This window comes from Nocardiopsis sp. iso_25 (assembly GCF_056173305.1).
The window spans coordinates 5,162,076-5,177,245 of the sequence record NZ_CM149667.1 but is presented as its reverse complement, the minus strand read 5'-3'; the positions used below and the strand labels follow the sequence as shown (position 1 = coordinate 5,177,245).

At 71.5% G+C, this 15,170-nt stretch carries 10 protein-coding genes; 3 read left to right on the top strand and 7 right to left on the bottom strand.

Features of this window, described 5'->3' with window-relative positions; all coding sequences use genetic code 11:
* The first annotated feature begins 4 nt into the window (after positions 1-4).
* Together AC0VX6_RS22230 and AC0VX6_RS22225 are read left to right on the top strand one after the other, a co-directional pair.
* Positions 5-913 (top strand): ABC transporter ATP-binding protein, encoded by a 909-nt coding sequence (locus AC0VX6_RS22230; protein WP_274974503.1) that lies wholly within the window; start codon positions 5-7, stop codon positions 911-913.
* Between the two features lie 637 nt (positions 914-1,550).
* Positions 1,551-1,754 carry a cold-shock protein gene (locus AC0VX6_RS22225; protein WP_047868215.1) on the top strand — a complete coding sequence of 68 codons (204 nt, stop codon included), beginning with the start codon at positions 1,551-1,553 and terminating at the stop codon, positions 1,752-1,754.
* A gap of 84 nt (positions 1,755-1,838) precedes the next feature.
* Here the strand turns inward: AC0VX6_RS22225 and AC0VX6_RS22220 are convergent, their stop codons facing one another.
* The 7 genes from AC0VX6_RS22220 to AC0VX6_RS22190 form a co-directional block, all read right to left on the bottom strand.
* A complete protein-coding gene (locus tag AC0VX6_RS22220) occupies positions 1,839-3,407 on the bottom strand; it encodes a glycerol-3-phosphate dehydrogenase/oxidase (RefSeq protein WP_274974502.1) in 1,569 nt (522 codons plus the stop codon).
* A 440-nt stretch (positions 3,408-3,847) separates the two neighbouring features.
* Positions 3,848-4,600: an MIP/aquaporin family protein gene (locus tag AC0VX6_RS22215; protein WP_274974501.1), complete on the bottom strand. Its 753-nt coding sequence runs from the start codon at positions 4,598-4,600 to the stop codon at positions 3,848-3,850.
* Positions 4,601-4,817: 217 nt separating this feature from the next.
* Positions 4,818-6,317, bottom strand: a complete 1,500-nt coding sequence (glpK, locus tag AC0VX6_RS22210) for a glycerol kinase GlpK (protein WP_274974500.1) — start codon at positions 6,315-6,317, stop codon at positions 4,818-4,820.
* Positions 6,318-6,577: 260 nt separating this feature from the next.
* A complete protein-coding gene (locus AC0VX6_RS22205) occupies positions 6,578-7,369 on the bottom strand; it encodes an IclR family transcriptional regulator (protein WP_274974499.1) in 792 nt (263 codons plus the stop codon).
* 143 nt (positions 7,370-7,512) lie between these two features.
* A complete protein-coding gene (locus AC0VX6_RS22200; RefSeq protein WP_274974498.1) occupies positions 7,513-8,517 on the bottom strand; it encodes a threonine aldolase family protein in 1,005 nt (334 codons plus the stop codon).
* Positions 8,518-8,605: 88 nt separating this feature from the next.
* Complete coding sequence (locus AC0VX6_RS22195) at positions 8,606-9,061, bottom strand: MarR family winged helix-turn-helix transcriptional regulator (protein WP_274974497.1); 456 nt, start codon at positions 9,059-9,061, stop codon at positions 8,606-8,608.
* 2 nt (positions 9,062-9,063) lie between these two features.
* A complete protein-coding gene (locus AC0VX6_RS22190; protein ID WP_475465922.1) occupies positions 9,064-9,696 on the bottom strand; it encodes a DJ-1/PfpI family protein in 633 nt (210 codons plus the stop codon).
* Between the two features lie 237 nt (positions 9,697-9,933).
* On the opposite strand from AC0VX6_RS22190, the gene AC0VX6_RS22185 reads away from it, so the two are divergent.
* A complete protein-coding gene (locus AC0VX6_RS22185; RefSeq protein ID WP_475465920.1) occupies positions 9,934-15,156 on the top strand; it encodes a caspase family protein in 5,223 nt (1,740 codons plus the stop codon).
* The last annotated feature ends 14 nt before the right edge of the window (positions 15,157-15,170 follow it).

Genomic DNA, 15,170 nt, shown 5'->3' with positions numbered 1-15,170 from the left:
GACCGTGCTGGAACTCAGCCACGTGCACAAGGTGTACAAGGTCGGCGCGTTCGGCGGTGGCCGCCTGCGCGCCGTCCGCGACGTGAGCCTCACGGTGGGGGCGGGCGAGGTCGTCTCGCTGATCGGTGAGAGCGGCAGCGGCAAGAGCACCCTCGGCAAGATGGTGCTGGGCCTGTTCAAGCCGACCTCGGGGAGCATCACCTTCGAGGGCACCGACATCACCACCATCAGGGGCCACACCGCGCGCAAGGAGTACTACCGCCGCGTGCAGGGGGTCTTCCAGGACCCGTTCAGCTGCTTCAACCCCATCTTCAAGGCCGACCGCGTCTTCGAGATGGTCCGCACCTCCTACTTCCCGAACACCCCGGAGACGGAGTGGCGGGACAAGGTGCTGGACGCGATCGCGACGGTGCGCCTGGACCCGGGCAACGTCCTCAACAAGTACCCGCACCAGCTCAGCGGCGGCCAGTTGCAGCGCCTGCTGATCGCGCGGGCGCTGCTGCTGGACATCAAGCTGCTGGTCGCCGACGAGATCATCAGCATGCTCGACGCCTCCACGCGCATCGACGTGCTCAATTTGCTCGCCGACCTCAAGGAGCGCGGCCTGGGCATCCTGTTCGTCACCCACGACCTGTCGCTGGGCAACTACGTCAGCGACAAGTCGGTGATCCTGCGCAAGGGCGCGATCGCCGAGATGGGCCCGACGGCCAGGGTCTTCGACAACCCGCTGCACCCCTACAGCCGCCACCTGCTGTCCTGCGTGCCGCAGCTGCACCGCACCTGGGCCGAGGTGGACGCCGAACTGGCGGCCAACCCCCCCGAGGACGTCGTCCTGCCGACGGCGCCCGACGAGGACTCCGCTCCGCTGATCGAGGCCGAGGAGGGCCACTTCGTGGGGATCGACCAGGGCTGAGCCGCCCCCTTCCCCGCATCCCGGCGCCCGTCCACCCCCCGCGGGCGCCTCGGTGTTTTCCGGCCCTTCCCGCGCGCTCCCGACACCGGCTTGCGAAAGCCGCGATTCGACGCGCGGACCCGGGCGGCCGGCGGTGGTTTCCGGGTGCCCGCGCGGTCCCGGATCCCGTCGCGGGGGCCGGTTCCGGGCGCCGACGGGCCCGTCGCGGAGGGCGCTGGCGGACGCCGCCGGGCCGCTCCGCCGCCCGGCGGGCCGCACGCCGGGGCGGCCTCGGGCTGCGCCGCCCCGGAGCCGGGCGCGCTCGCGTGCGCACCCGTCCTGAGGTGCGCCGACGACGTGGCGGCGACGTCCGCCTGAACGGGGTGTGACATCCCGGCGTGCGTTCCCACGCGGCACACGTGTACCCTGGAGGGTCCGCCGGTATTCCCCGGCGGGCCGTGCGGGTTGCCACATCGGAATCCTTCGCCGGCCGACCCGTCTGTGGTACGTTCGAAGTGATTGTTAGTCGTTGAATTTCGCAGTTGGTGTCTTGCCCGCGGAGTTTGTGACCGGCGGGCGGTTTCTTCAAGGAAGTCCGGCTCGCGGCAATTCGCGGACGTGAGTCTGCGTCCGTGTACACCGAGCTGAAGGAGAGAACATGGCTCAGGGAACTGTGAAGTGGTTCAACGGCGAGAAGGGCTTCGGCTTCATCTCCCCCGACGGCGGCGGCCCCGACGCCTTCGTTCACTACAGCGCGATCCAGGGTACGGGCTTCCGTAACCTGGAGGAGAACCAGCGCGTGGAGTTCGAGGTCGTCCAGGGCACCCGTGGCCCGCAGGCCGAGAACGTCGTCGCGATCTAGCACGCGATAACTTCGCGCAACGCCCCGGAAGGCACCGCCTTCCGGGGCGTTCGCGTGTGCCGCCCCCGAGGGGGCGGCGGGGGCTCACCCCTCCAGCAGGGCCTCGGTGCGCCGACGCACCTCGGGGGTGTCCAGTCCCCGCACGGTCACCGTCGTGCGGCGGCGCAGCACGTCGTCCGCGTTCACCGCCCACTCGCGGTCGCGGGCGAAGACCACCTGCGCCCAGATGTCGGGGCCGTCGGGGTGGATGCGCTCGCCCAGACGCGGCTCCTCGCGCACCATCGCCGCGATGTCCATGGCCAGGCTCCCGTAGTGCGACGCCAGGTGGCGGGCGACCAGCGGGTCCAGCGGGGCGCCGGGCGCGCGGTCGGTGATCAGCCGCTGGGCCACCGCGTCCGGGCTGGCCAGTCCGGGCAGCGGCACCGTGCGCAGCGGGTCGACCATGTCCTCCGACAGCGGCACGGCGCTGACCTTGCGCAGCTCCTTGAGGACGGCGCGGCCGATGTGGCGGTAGGTCGTCCACTTGCCGCCCGCCACCGAGAGCATCCCGCCCCGCCCCTGGGTGACCACGGTCTCGCGCTTGGCCGCGCTGGTGCCGCCGGGTCCGCCGGGCAGCACCCGCAGCCCCGCGAAGGAGTAGTCGACGTGGGAGGCGTCCAGGTAGGGCGCGTCGATGCCCAGCGCGGCCTCGCCCAGGATCTGCTCCACGTCGGCGGGCACGACCGACACGTCGGCCGGGTCCCCGGTGTACTCCTCGTCGGTGGTGCCCAGCAGCAGCCTGCCCTCCCACGGGATCGCGAACGACACCCGGTACTTGTCCACGGGGATGGTCAGCGCGGCGCGCCAGGGCTCGGGGGTGCGCAGCACCAGGTGCGCGCCCTTGGACAGGCGGACGCTGGGCGCCGCGGAGGGGTCCTCCATGCTCCGCAGCCGGTCCACCCACGGGCCGGTCGCGTTGAGGACCAGCCGCGCGTCGATGCCGAACTCCCCGCCGTCGACGCGGTCGCGCAGGTCGGCACCGGTGACCCGGCCCCGGGTGGTGCGCAGCCCCACGACCTCGGCGTGGTTGAGCACCACCGCGCCCGCGTCCACGGCGGCGCGCACGCTCATGACGGCCATCCGGCTGTCGTTCATCTGGTGGTCGCTGTAGGCGGCCACCGACCGCAGGCCGTCGGTGCGCAGGCCCGGGGCGAGCCGCCGCGCCTGGGCGGGGGAGAGCAGACGGCCCATGCCGTCGCCGAAGGCCGACAGGGCCGAGTACAGGAACACCCCGGCGCCCATCTTCGCGGCCCCGTGCGGGCCGCCGGAGTAGATCGGGACCAGGAACGGCATGTGGTTGACCAGGTGCGGTGCCACATCCGAGGCCAGAGACCGGCGCTCGCGGTGGTTCTCGGCGACCAGGCGCACCTGCCCGCTCTGGAGGTAGCGCAGTCCGCCGTGCACCAGCTTGGAGGAGGCGCTGGAGGTGGCTCCGGCGAAGTCCCCGGAGTCGACCATGGCCACGCGCAGTCCCGCCTGGGTGGCGGTCCAGGCTACGGAGGTCCCGAGGATCCCGCCGCCGACGACCAGGAGGTCGAAGGTCCCCCGGGTGAGTTCGTCGCGTGTGCGCGAGCGCGACGAGGCGATGCGGTTCTGGCTGGCGCTGACGGTCATGGCTGTGCTCCTCGGAGGGATGGAGGGGGCCTCGCGTGCACCTGAACAGTCTCCACGTTTCAGGCGATGTATCGCCTTCATAATACGACAATGCCGAACGCTGATGAAGAAGAGGGGGCCTTCCCGCCGAGAAAACGGGTCCAGTTGCGGCCCGAAGCACAGATGAGCTTGACGGGAGTTGCCCAGGGGAGTCGGGTCAACACGTGGGGCTTCTGAGATGCGGCATTGTCGCACTTCGCCGGACGACCGCGCGGTCGGTCCGCGGGGAGGGCGCGCACGGCGAAGCCCCGGGGCGTCGCCGTGCGACGCCCCGGGGCTCGGCGGGGTCCGGGTCCGCCCCGCGGGTCCGGAAGGCGGAGCCCCGGGAGCCCCGGGAGGCCCGGGGTTCGTGGGCGTGCCGGCCGGGGACGGCGGTCACACCGTCCCCGGGTCGGCGGCGCTCAGGCGCCGAACCCGGTGAGCTTCCAGATCCACGCTCCGATCACGCCGCCCAGCAGGGGGCCGACCACCGGAATCCAGGCGTATCCCCAGTCGGAGGGGCCCTTGCCGGGGATCGGCAGCACCGCGTGCGCGATGCGCGGCCCCAGGTCGCGGGCCGGGTTGATGGCGTATCCCGTCGGACCGCCCAGGGACAGGCCGATCGCCAGCACCAGCAGGCCGGTCAGCAGCGGCGCCAGGCCGTTGGTGAACAGGCCGCTCAGGTCCACGCCGCCCTCGATGGAGACGTAGCCGGAGTTCGCGCCGATGCCCAGCACGCCCAGGAGCAGCATGGCGGTGCCGACGACCTCGGTGATGAGGTTGGCCACCGGGTTGCGCACGGCCGGGGCGGTGCTGAACACGCCCAGCTTCGCGTCCGGGTCGTCGGTGACCTTCCAGTGCGGCAGGTAGACCAGGTAGACCAGGACGGCGCCGGTGAACGCGCCGCCCATCTGGGCCAGGATGTAGCCCGGGACCTGGGCCCAGCCGAACTCGCCGATGCTGGCCAGGCCGAGCGTGACCGCCGGGTTGATGTGGGCGCCGCTGGTGGCGCCGACGACGTAGACGGCCATCGCGACCGCCATGCCCCAGCCGAAGGTGACGACGATCCAGCCGCCGTTGAGGGCCTTGGAGCGTGCGAGCGAGACACCGGCGACGACACCGCCGCCGAGCAGGATCAGGATCGCCGTACCGACGAACTCTGCCAGATAGACCATGGAGACCTCCGCCCCGTCAGGGGGAACCGGGTCACGGGGGCCTCGTCCCCGCCGACCGGCGCCTGGCCGGAGGCGGGGGTTTAATAGGACGCACCCGTCACAGGAATGGGATGGAGCGGAGCGCGCACGGCGCCCCGCGGGCCGGTTCCCGGGAGCCGAAGGTGGCAGCCGGGGCTCCTGGGAACCGGTCGTTCGGTGGGGTGACGCCGCCCCCGCGCTACTGGGCGTCCTCGTGCTCGACCCAGTCCAGGGTGCGGCGCACGGCCTTGTTCCAGTTGCGGTACTCGCGCTCGCGCACGGCGGGCTCCATCTTCGGGGTCCACTCGGCGGCCTTGTGCCAGTTGGCGCGCAGCGTCTCGACGTCGGGCCAGTAGCCCACCGCCAGCCCCGCGGCGTAGGCGGCGCCCAGACAGGTGGTCTCGGCGACCATCGGGCGCACGACCTCGGTGTCGAGCACGTCGGACAGGATCTGCATGAGCAGGTTGTCGGCGGTCATACCGCCGTCCACCTTGAGCGTGGTCAGCTCCGTGGGCGCGTCGGCGTTCATCGCGTCGACGACCTCGCGGGTCTGCCACGCGGTGGCCTCCAGGACGGCGCGCGCGATGTGGCCCTTGTTGACGTAGCCGGTCAGGCCCGCCATGACGCCGCGCGCGTCGCTGCGCCAGTGCGGGGCGAACAGGCCGGAGAAGGCGGGCACGATGTAGCAGCCGCCGTTGTCCTCCACGGTGCGTGCCAGCGTCTCGATCTCGGGCGCGGTGGAGATCAGGCCCAGGTTGTCGCGCAGCCACTGCACCAGGGAGCCGGTCACCGCGATGGAGCCCTCCAGGGCGTACACGGCCGGTTCGTCGCCGAGCTTGTAGCCCAGCGTGGTGAGCAGGCCGTTCTCGGAGGTCACCGGCTCCGTGCCGGTGTTCATCACCAGGAAGGTGCCGGTGCCGTAGGTGCCCTTGACGTCGCCCGGGTCGAAGCAGGTCTGGCCGAACAGGGCGGCGTGCTGGTCGCCGAGGGAGGAGGCGACGGGGGTTCCGGCCAGGTAGCCCGTGGCCTCGCCGTAGACCTCCGACGACGAGCGGATCTCGGGCAGGACGCCCTCGGGGATGCCGATGGCCTCCAGGATCTCGGGGTCCCACTGGAGGGTGGACAGGTTCATCAGCATGGTGCGGCTGGCGTTGGTCACGTCGGTGACGTGGCGGCCGGTCAGCTTCCAGATGATCCAGGTGTCCATGGTGCCGAACAGGACCTCGTCGCGCTCGGCGCGTTCGCGCAGGCCGTCGACGTGGTCCAGCAGCCAGCGCAGCTTGGGACCGGAGAAGTAGGTGGCCAGCGGCAGACCGCACCGGTCGCGGAAGCGGTCCTGGCCCTCCTCGCCGCCCAGTTCGCGGACCAGGTCGTCGGTGCGGGTGTCCTGCCAGACGATGGCGTTGTGGACCGGCTCGCCCGTCTCGCGGTCCCAGACCAGGGTGGTCTCGCGCTGGTTGGTGATGCCGACGGCCGCGATCTGGTCGGGGGTGATGTCGTTCTTGTCCAGGGCTCCCCTGATGACCGCCTCGACGTTGGCCCAGATCTCCACGGCGTCGTGTTCGACCCAGCCGGGCTTGGGGAAGATCTGCCTGTGCTCGCGTTGGTCGACCGAGACGATACGTCCGTCGCGGTCGAAGAGGATGCAGCGGCTCGACGTGGTGCCCTGGTCGATCGCGGCGACGTACTGCTGACTCATCGGGTGCTCGCCTTCAGGGTGGGGCTCGGGACGGGGCCGGACGCACACGGTTTCGGATTAAACCCGCACGTTGTACGACATTGACGTATGAGTAGCCGTTAGTTTCATCCGTCTTTCCTTCCCATGTCAAGGCCGCGTGACGCAATCGTGTCGCGTGCGTCACGCCCTCTCGACGGCAACGCTGCCAGGCTCGGGCGGACGCCGGAAGCCGCCGCGCGGAAGGCCTTCCGCGGGCGGTGTCGGAACCGTGCCGTGATCCCTCAGTAGGGGGTGACGCCGAGTTCCCGGGAGATGGCCCGCGCCGCGTCGCGCACGTAGGAGACCTGCTCCATGTCGGGCCTGCCCCCCTCGCCGCGCAGGCGCTCGACGGCGCCGCGCACCCCGATGGCGCCGACGGTCGTGCCGCGCCGGTCGCGGATGGGGGCGGCGATGGAGACCTCGCCGTCCACGAGCTCCTCGGCCTCCCAGGCCCAGCCGTCGTCGCGCACCTGGTCGAGCTGGCGCTCCAGCGCGGCGGGGGAGGTGACGGTGTGCCGGGTGAAGGAGGTCAGGGCCGGGGCCCCTCCGCTCTCGACCACGGCCGGGTCCTCCTCGGGTGCCGCCAGGGGGTCGAAGGCCATGAGGACCTTGCCGATGGCGGTGGCGTGCAGCGGCAGCAGGGTGCCCACGTCCAGGGTCTGCTGGGAGGCGTCGGGGCGGAACACGTGGTGGACCACGAGCACCTGGTGCTTGTGCAGCGTGCCGATCCGCACGCTCTCGCCGCTGCGCGAGGCCAGGCTGTCCGCCCAGTTCAGGGCACGGGTGCGCAGTTCGTTGCCGTCCAGGTAACGGGTGCCCAGGCTGAGCATGCCCCCGCCCAGGCGGTAGCGGCCCGACTCGGGGTCCTGCTCGACGAAGCCCACGTGCTGGAGGGTGCGCAGGATGCCGAGCGCGGTGCCCTTGGGCAGCTCCAGGGACCGGGAGATCTCCGCCAGGCTGAGCCCGCGGGCACCGGTGGCCAGGATCCGGAGAATGGCTGCCGCGCGTTCGATCGACTGGATTCTTCCCGGCATTGCGGTGCTACCACTCTCTAGTACGACAATGTCATACGCGAAATGCTACTACGCGTTGTGACGCGTGGCACGCCCGCGGCAGCCGGGCGGTCAGGCGATCGGCACAGTCTAGGTCGGCCGACCGCCGCGCCCGGCCGCCGGGGTCACAGCTCGGCGAAGGCCTCGGCCACGCCCCGGGCGGCCTCCTCGACGTCGCGGTCGGTGGTCTCCAGGTGCACCACCAGGCGCACGGCGTCGCCGATGCCCAGCCCCGCGACCCCGTGGCGGGCGAAGGCCTCGGCGTAGCGCGCCCCCTGACCGGCGGGGGCGGGCACCAGCACCATGTTGGTCCGCGCCTGTACGGCCAGCCCGGAGCGCTCGGAGATCAGCCGGGCCAGCTCCGCGGCGCGCTCGTGGTCCTCGACCACCCGCTCCCGGTGGTGGCGCAGCGCGTACAGGGCGCCGGCGGCGATGATCCCGGCCTGGCGCATCCCCGCGCCCAGCAGCTTGCGCCCGCGCCGGGCCCTGCGCACCGTGTCGGCGTCCCCGACCAGCGCCGAGCCCACCGGGGCGCCCAGGCCCTTGGAGAAGCACACCGACACCGTGTCGAACCCGTCCGCGACCTCGGCGGGGGCGGCGTCCAGTGCGGCGGCCGCGTTCCACAGCCGCGCCCCGTCCAGGTGCGCGCGCAGTCCGTGCCGGTGCGCGAACCCGGTGACCCGGCGCTGTTCGGCCAGCGGCACGACGCGGCCGGTGAAGGTGTTCTCCAGCCACACCAGGGCGGGTTCGGCCCGGTGGACGTCGCCCCGGCCGGCGATCCACGACTCCAGCACCGCGTCGGTGGGGCAGAGCCCGTCCGAGTACAGGCGCGGCAGGGCCCGGGCCAGCACCGCGGTCGCGCCCTGTTCGTCGCCGATGAGGTGGTGGTTCTCGTGCGCCCACACCTCCTCGCCGCTGCGGGTGGACACGTACAGCCCCAGCTGGTTGGCCATGTGCCCGGACGGCACGTACAGCGCGGCCTCCCTGCCCAGCAGCCCGGCGGTCTCCTCCTCCAGCTTCCGCACGGTCGGGTCCTCGCCCCACACGTCGTCGCCCACCTCGGCCTCGGCCATGGCCCTGCGCATGGCCGGGGTGGGGCGGGTGACGGTGTCGGAACGCAGGTCGATCATGGCGTCTTCCTCCTGGTGGGACGCGTGCCCCCGGGCGGGGGCGGGCCCGGGGTGGACGGGGTGTGCGCCCGACGATACTGCCCGCCGCTCAGTCGCTCCCGATCCGGTCCAGGGCACGCGAGAGCCTGGCCAGCGCCTCCAGCACGCGAGCGCTGTCCTCCTCGCCCAGCTCGGCGACCAGGGCCTTGGCCACCCGTTCGTGGTCGGGGCTGATCCGGCGCAGGGCGTCCAGGCCCTCCCCGGTGGCGGCGAGCAGCTTGGCGCGGCTGTGCGCCGGGTTCGGCCGGTACTCGGCCAGCCCCTGCTCCACCAGCAGGTCTGCGATGCGCTGCACGCTCTGCCGCGTGGTGCCGAAGCGGCGCGCGACCGCCGACACCGGCAGGGGTTCCCGGGTCACCGCGCCGAGCACCTGCCAGCGCGCGGCGGTCAGTCCGGCGGTGCGGGCCAGTTCCTCGGCCACCGACAGGAACTGCCCGTTGAGGCGGAAGACGGTGAGCGCGGTCCCGGTGAGCAGGTCGGAGTGTCTGTTCTCGGCAGGGGCCATGCTCAGGCCCCCTCCAGCAGCACGTGGTAGGCGCGGGGGTCGTGCTCGGCGTGCAGCCGGTACCACGCGTCGAGGACGCGGGGCGTGTACAGGTCCAGGGCCGCGAAGACCTCCCGGGCGAACTCCAAGGGCGCGGTGGGCCCGGCCGTGATGAGGCCGCCGTCGGAGACCGCGAGCGCGGAGCGGTAGCGGCGCATCCCGGCGTAGCCGGTGGCCAGCAGGTACTCGGGCGCGGCGCTGGTGTGGTCGCGGTAGTCCAGGAGCCCCTCCCGGGCGAGCCCGGCCGTGGCGCCGCAGATGGCCGCCACCGGCACACCGGCGTCGAGCCAGATCCCGGCCGCCGAGGCGAACGGGGAGAAGGCCTCGGGGTCCAGGTCCCAGCCGTCGGCCCCCGGCAGGATCAGCATCGCGCTGGAGGAGGGCTTGAGCTGGGGCAGGGTGATGTCCGGCAGGATGGTCAGCCCGCCCGCGGTCGTGACGGGCGCGCCGGTGAGGCCGACGGTCACCACGTCGTAGCGCCCGGGGTCGCGCTGCCAGTCGCCGCCCCGGATGGTCGCGGTGGTGTGCCCGATCTCCCAGTCCGCCAGCTGGTCGTACACGGCGAGGTGGACGGTCTGCCTGGTGTCTTCGATCATGACAACATGCTGTCAAATGGACAACATGCTGTCAATGCTCGGAGGATGATCGGAGGCAGAGGGCTTTCCGTGGGCTCGCACGCGACCGGTGAGTCCTATGTGGGTGTTTGTGCTTTTCCACGGGGGTGGGGCCCCGGAGCCCCCACGGGCATAATGGATCAGACAGCGCCTGCCGCGCTTTTTCGGGCCTTCGACAAGTGCATAAAAACCCCTGAAGAAAACCGAGAGGTTGCCCCCTTGCCGAGTGGAACCGGCCGTCGCTTCTTCCTTGCCGTCGGTGTTTCCAGGTACCAGTACCTGTCCAGAGAGGAGCAGCTGACCGGGGTCGGAGAAGATGTTCTCGCCGTCCGGAACCTGTTCACGGGCTTCGGCTACGAATCCGTTCTGGAGGGAATCGGCGACTACGGGAGCGCCAACGACATCCGCGAGAAGATCCGCCGCTGGGTCGCCGATGTCGAACTGGGCGAGGAGGACGTCGTCGTCCTGTATTTCGCGGGCCACGGATACGCGCCCGACCGGGACCGGCACTACCTGTGCTGCTGGGACACGCGCGAGGACACCCCCGCCTCGACCGCTCTGGCCACCGAGGACCTGGTACGGATCCTGTGCGAGGGGCGGCTGCGCAGGCTGCTGCTGATCCTGGACACCTGCTCGGCCGGGGCGGGCGCCTCCGACGCGGCCGGGATCGCCCTCAACACCCTCGCCTACCGCCTCACCGGCGGCGACGTGTCCACCTCGGTGTGCTTCCTGTCCTCCGCGCGCGCCAAGGACCTGGCCCAGGACGGGGCCTTCGCGCCCGCGCTGCGCGAGGCCGTGGAGACGGCCACCGAGAGGGCGGGCCAGCGCCAGCCCTACCTCGACCTGGCCTCGGTCGTCCAGCACGTCAACGACCACTTCGCCGAGAACGGCGTCCCCCAGCGCGCCGAGCTGGCCAAGGGCGCGGGCACCGGCCTGGACCCCTTCCTGCCCAACGACTCCTACCGCTCCGACCTGCCCTCGGAGGGTACCGACCTCGACTTCCAGCGCCAGGCGGCCGAACTGGCCGAGCACTACGGCCCGCGCTCGCGCGGAGTGGAGTTCGAGTCCGAGCAGGGCCGCTACTTCAGCGGCCGGGAGTGGGTCCTGCGCGAACTGGTCTCCTGGATGACGTCGCCGGAGGGCGACGGGCGGGGCCGCATCGTGACCGGCAAGCCCGGCTGCGGCAAGTCGGCGGTGCTGGGCCGGATCGTCACCGTGTCCGACCGCGAGTACCGCGAGCGGCTGGGGCTGGCGGAGGCCTCCGACGACACCCTCGTCCCCGTGGGCACGGTGACCGCCGCGGTCCACGCCCGGCACAAGCGACTGGAGGAGATCGTCGAGCGGGTCTCCGCCGCGCTCGGCTCCCGGGCGCGGACCCCCTCGGCGGCCGGACTCCTCCAAGAGCTGGCCCAGCGCGCACGGGCCAGCGAGCGGCCCCTCGTCATCGTCGTCGACGCCCTCGACGAGGCGGGTTCGGGCAGCACGGCCGACTTCGTGGGCCGCGGTGAGCCGCGCCGGATCGCCCGCGAGCTGCTGCGCCCCATGGCCGAGATCCCCGGGGTGCGGCTGCTGGTGGGCACCCGGCGTGAGCTGGTCAGGGCGCTGGAGTCGGTGATGGCCGTCATCGACCTGGACACCCGCGCCACCGACACCGAGGCCGACATCCGCGGCTACGTGCGCCAGGTGCTGCTCGCCTCCGACGAGGCCAGCACGCGCACCCCCTACCGGGACCGGCCCGAGCTGGCCGACCTGGTGGCCAGGGGAGTGGCGGGCCGCGCGGCGGGGGTCTTCCTGGTCGCCCGGCTCACCGCCCGCAGCCTGCGCAAGGAGCCGACACCCATCGACACCTCGGTGTCCGGCTGGCAGAGGACCCTGCCCAGCGGGGTCGGCGAGGCCTTCGACGACTACCTGGCGCGCTTCGGTGAGGAGGAGGACCGGGTGCGGCGCCTGCTCACCCCGCTGGCCTTCGCCGAGGGGCAGGGGCTCCCCCGGGGGAGCACGTGGGCGGCGATGGCCACCGGGCTGTCGGACGCGGAGTGCTCCGACGCCGACATCAGCGAGGTCCTGCGCTTCGCCAGCGACTACGTCGCGGAGGTGGTGGAGGGGGAACGGTCGGTGTACCGCCTCTACCACCAAGCGCTCGCCGATCACCTGCGCGCCTCCTACAACGGCAGCGGGGACGCCGCCCGCGCGCAGGAGCGGATCGTGGCCGCGCTGCTGGGCACGGTGCCGGGCCGCCTGGACGGTCAGGGGCCGGACTGGTTCTCGGCCTCCGCCTACGTCCGCGTGCACCTGGCCACGCACGCCTCCGACACCGGGCACCTCGACGCGCTGGTGGCCGATCCGGTGTTCCTGCTGGCGGCTGGTCAGCTCCCCCTGATGCGGGTGCTGGGCAGGGTCTCCGGCGAGGAGGCGCAGGCGGCCCGCACGGCCTACGAACAGGTCGCCCACCGGCTGTCGGAGAGGTACCCGCTCAAGGACCGGACCTCCGACCTCCAGCTCTCGGCCCGGCGCTGCGGCGCCGACGCGCTCGCGGAGCGGATCGACAAGTCGGGGTTGCCTTCCACGTGGACCACGCGGTGGGCGTGGTGGTCCACCAGCGGTGCGCACCGGCAGCTGGTGGGGCACACGAAGCCCGTCACGTGCGTGGCCACGACGGCGCTGGACGGACACCGAGTCGCGGTGACCGGCAGCGCGGACAAAACGGTGCGGTTGTGGGACTTGAGCACCCAGAGCCAACTGGGCGATGCCCTGGAACTGCCGGTCCAGCCCACATGTCTCGCCCTGGGGGATCTGGGGGAGTACTCGGTCGCCCTGCTCGGAGGCATCGACGGCCATCTGCGGATCGTGGACCTGTCCACCAACCGTGTCCTCGGCGAGCCGTGGCAGGCCCACACGAACTTCGTCACGGATGTGGCCATGGCGAACTTCCGGGGCAGGACCTTTGCGCTGACGTCGAGTCAGGACGGGACCGCCCGCCTCTGGGACCTGGAGAACCGGCGGCCCTTGGGTAGACCATTGGAGGCACATCGCAGCTCCGTGATGGCCGCTGCCCTCGCCTCTGTCGGTGAGCAGCTGATCGGGGTGACGGGTGGAGCGGACCGCAGGGCCTATGTCTGGGACCTGACTGCACTGCCCGACCGCCCGTGTGCGGAGGTGTCCGGTGACCCTTTCGTCGCTCACACGGCGGAGGTGACCGCGCTCTTCCTCCTGGACACCTCTGACGGTCCCGTGGCGCTGAGCGGCGACCAGGAGGGGATGCTCAACCGCTGGAACCCGCTCAACCGTCAGCAGATCGGAGAGCCCACCCTTGTGCACCCCCATTTCATGTCGGACCGCTCGAGTATCCGATCCATCGACGTGGGGGTATCCCAGGGACGCAGAGTGGTGTTGACGAGCGCCTGGGAGGACGCGCGTGTGTGCGATCTGGAGACCATGCGCCAGCAGGGGCATCCGCTGAGGGGTCACAACCTCGCTCTGGAGGGGGCGGTGCTGATCTGTCAGGAGGAGGAGACCTACGCGGTCACCGTCAGCGGTGACCGTACCGCGCGGGTGTGGGACCTGGCCGCTGAGCGACCCGATACCGGGCACGTCGATGTGATCAACGACGTCGCGGCCGCGACGCACGAGGGGCGGTCCTACGCCGTGACGGGCGGTGCCGAGGGGATGCTGTGCGTCTGGGACCTGGACGAACTGCGAGGAGTCACTCGACCGCTGGAAGGCAACCACGGCGCCATCCGGGCCGTCGCACTGGCGTCCGTGGACGGTGATCTGGTCGCGGTCACCGGGGGCGACGACACGAGTCTGCGCGTCTGGCACCCGCTGAGGGCACGCGAGTCCGTCCAGCACCTCACCGGGCACACCAACGCCGTCACCTGTCTCCAACTGGTGGAACTGCACGGCCGACCGCTGGTGATCAGCGGGAGCGATGACGGCACCATCCGCCTGTGGGATCTGGGTACCAGGGCGGAGGCAGTCAGCCCGCTGACCGGACAGATCGGCGGCATCCATGAAATGCGGGCCCGGGTGGACTCCGGTGTCCTGCGGCTCGTCGCCCGGACGACGCTGGACTACCTGTACCTGTGGTCCTGGGAGGGCAGGGACGGGGCGCCCGAACGCGTGGTCGTGCGGGATCCCTGGGACGAGGACCTGGGCAAAAGCACGGTCGGCATCGGCTTCTTCCGGGGCGCTCCCGTGGCGATGATCACGAGCGGTGCGAACGACCTGCGCTGCTACTCCGTCGACCGGTGGGAGCCGGTGGGCAGCACCATCGAGGGATGGGGTACACGGCTTACGGCCGCGATCCTGTCCCCTTTCGCCAACGACGACCACGCGGCGGTGGTCGACACCCAGGGAACGACCCACCTCTGGCGTGTGGGTTCGGCGAGCCGGACCGGTTCCCCCCTGCTCTCCAGCGAGAACGCCCCTGGTAGGGGCGTCTTCGCGGCGACCGCCGAGGGGCTCAGGTACCTTGCCGTCCGCTATGAACAGGCACGCCTGTGGGACGTGCGCACGACGAGTGCCGTGGGTGAGGCCTTCTCCGGACTCGGGCACAGCCTGTCCGGTGTGTGTGTGGACGAGCCCGGCGGGGTCGTGCGGACCCTCGACCTGGACGGAACGCTGCGCGTCCACGACACGGACACCGGGAGGCTGTCCCGGCCCCTGCTCACCAGCGGAGAACGCGGTTTCGGACTGCGCAGGGTCTCCGACACGACCCATCTCGTTCAGCGCTGGCAATGGATGGAGGCGTTCGACACGGTGGCCGGTAAGACCGCAGGCTCCTTCCATGAGCAGGACCTGGAGGTCAAAACCGAGTTCGCCGTGCACGACCTGGACGGGCGGACCGTCGTGGTCACCGTGGGGAAAGACGCCCGACTGCACGTGTGGGACCTGGAACGCCGTACCCGTGTCGGGGAACCGCTGAGCGGGCACACAGCAAGAGTCTACGACCTCAGGATCGCGCGGATCGGTGACCGGGACCTGCTTGCCAGCGCCTCCGCCGACGGCACGATCCGGGTGTGGGACCTGCGGACTCGCGAACCCGTCGCCGGTCCGTTCGGTGATGACGAGACGCGACTGTACGCGGTGGACATCGCCGATATCGGTGAGCACGGGATGCTGCTCGGGGGGAGCCGTAAGGGCTTCCTATACTCCTGGGATCCGCGGGACTGGTCGCGTACCGCGCTGCCGGTGTCCAGGCTCGAGGACGGGATCCAGTCTGTCCACATCGTCCGCGTCACGGGCGTCCCCCTGATCATCTCCGTCGACCTGGAGGGCGTCATCCGCGTCTGGAACCACGCCACCGCGACCATGGTCAGTGAGATCGGGGTCGGAAACCAGATCCACGACCTCTCGGTCACCCCGGACGGGAACCTCTACGCCGCCACCGAATCCGGCCTGGTCGCCCTCCGCCTCAACCCGGACTCACTCACCCGCCCCTGAACCCCCACACCGCT

Coding starts and splice junctions, on each gene's coding strand:
- AC0VX6_RS22225 (WP_047868215.1), top strand. CDS start 1,551: ATGGCTCAGGGAACTGTGAAGTGGTTCAACGGCGAGAAGGGCTTCGGC.
- AC0VX6_RS22220 (WP_274974502.1), bottom strand. CDS start 3,407: ATGACCGTCAGCGCCAGCCAGAACCGCATCGCCTCGTCGCGCTCGCGC.
- AC0VX6_RS22215 (WP_274974501.1), bottom strand. CDS start 4,600: ATGGTCTATCTGGCAGAGTTCGTCGGTACGGCGATCCTGATCCTGCTC.
- glpK (WP_274974500.1), bottom strand. CDS start 6,317: ATGAGTCAGCAGTACGTCGCCGCGATCGACCAGGGCACCACGTCGAGC.
- AC0VX6_RS22205 (WP_274974499.1), bottom strand. CDS start 7,369: ATGCCGGGAAGAATCCAGTCGATCGAACGCGCGGCAGCCATTCTCCGG.
- AC0VX6_RS22200 (WP_274974498.1), bottom strand. CDS start 8,517: ATGATCGACCTGCGTTCCGACACCGTCACCCGCCCCACCCCGGCCATG.
- AC0VX6_RS22195 (WP_274974497.1), bottom strand. CDS start 9,061: ATGGCCCCTGCCGAGAACAGACACTCCGACCTGCTCACCGGGACCGCG.
- AC0VX6_RS22190 (WP_475465922.1), bottom strand. CDS start 9,696: ATGATCGAAGACACCAGGCAGACCGTCCACCTCGCCGTGTACGACCAG.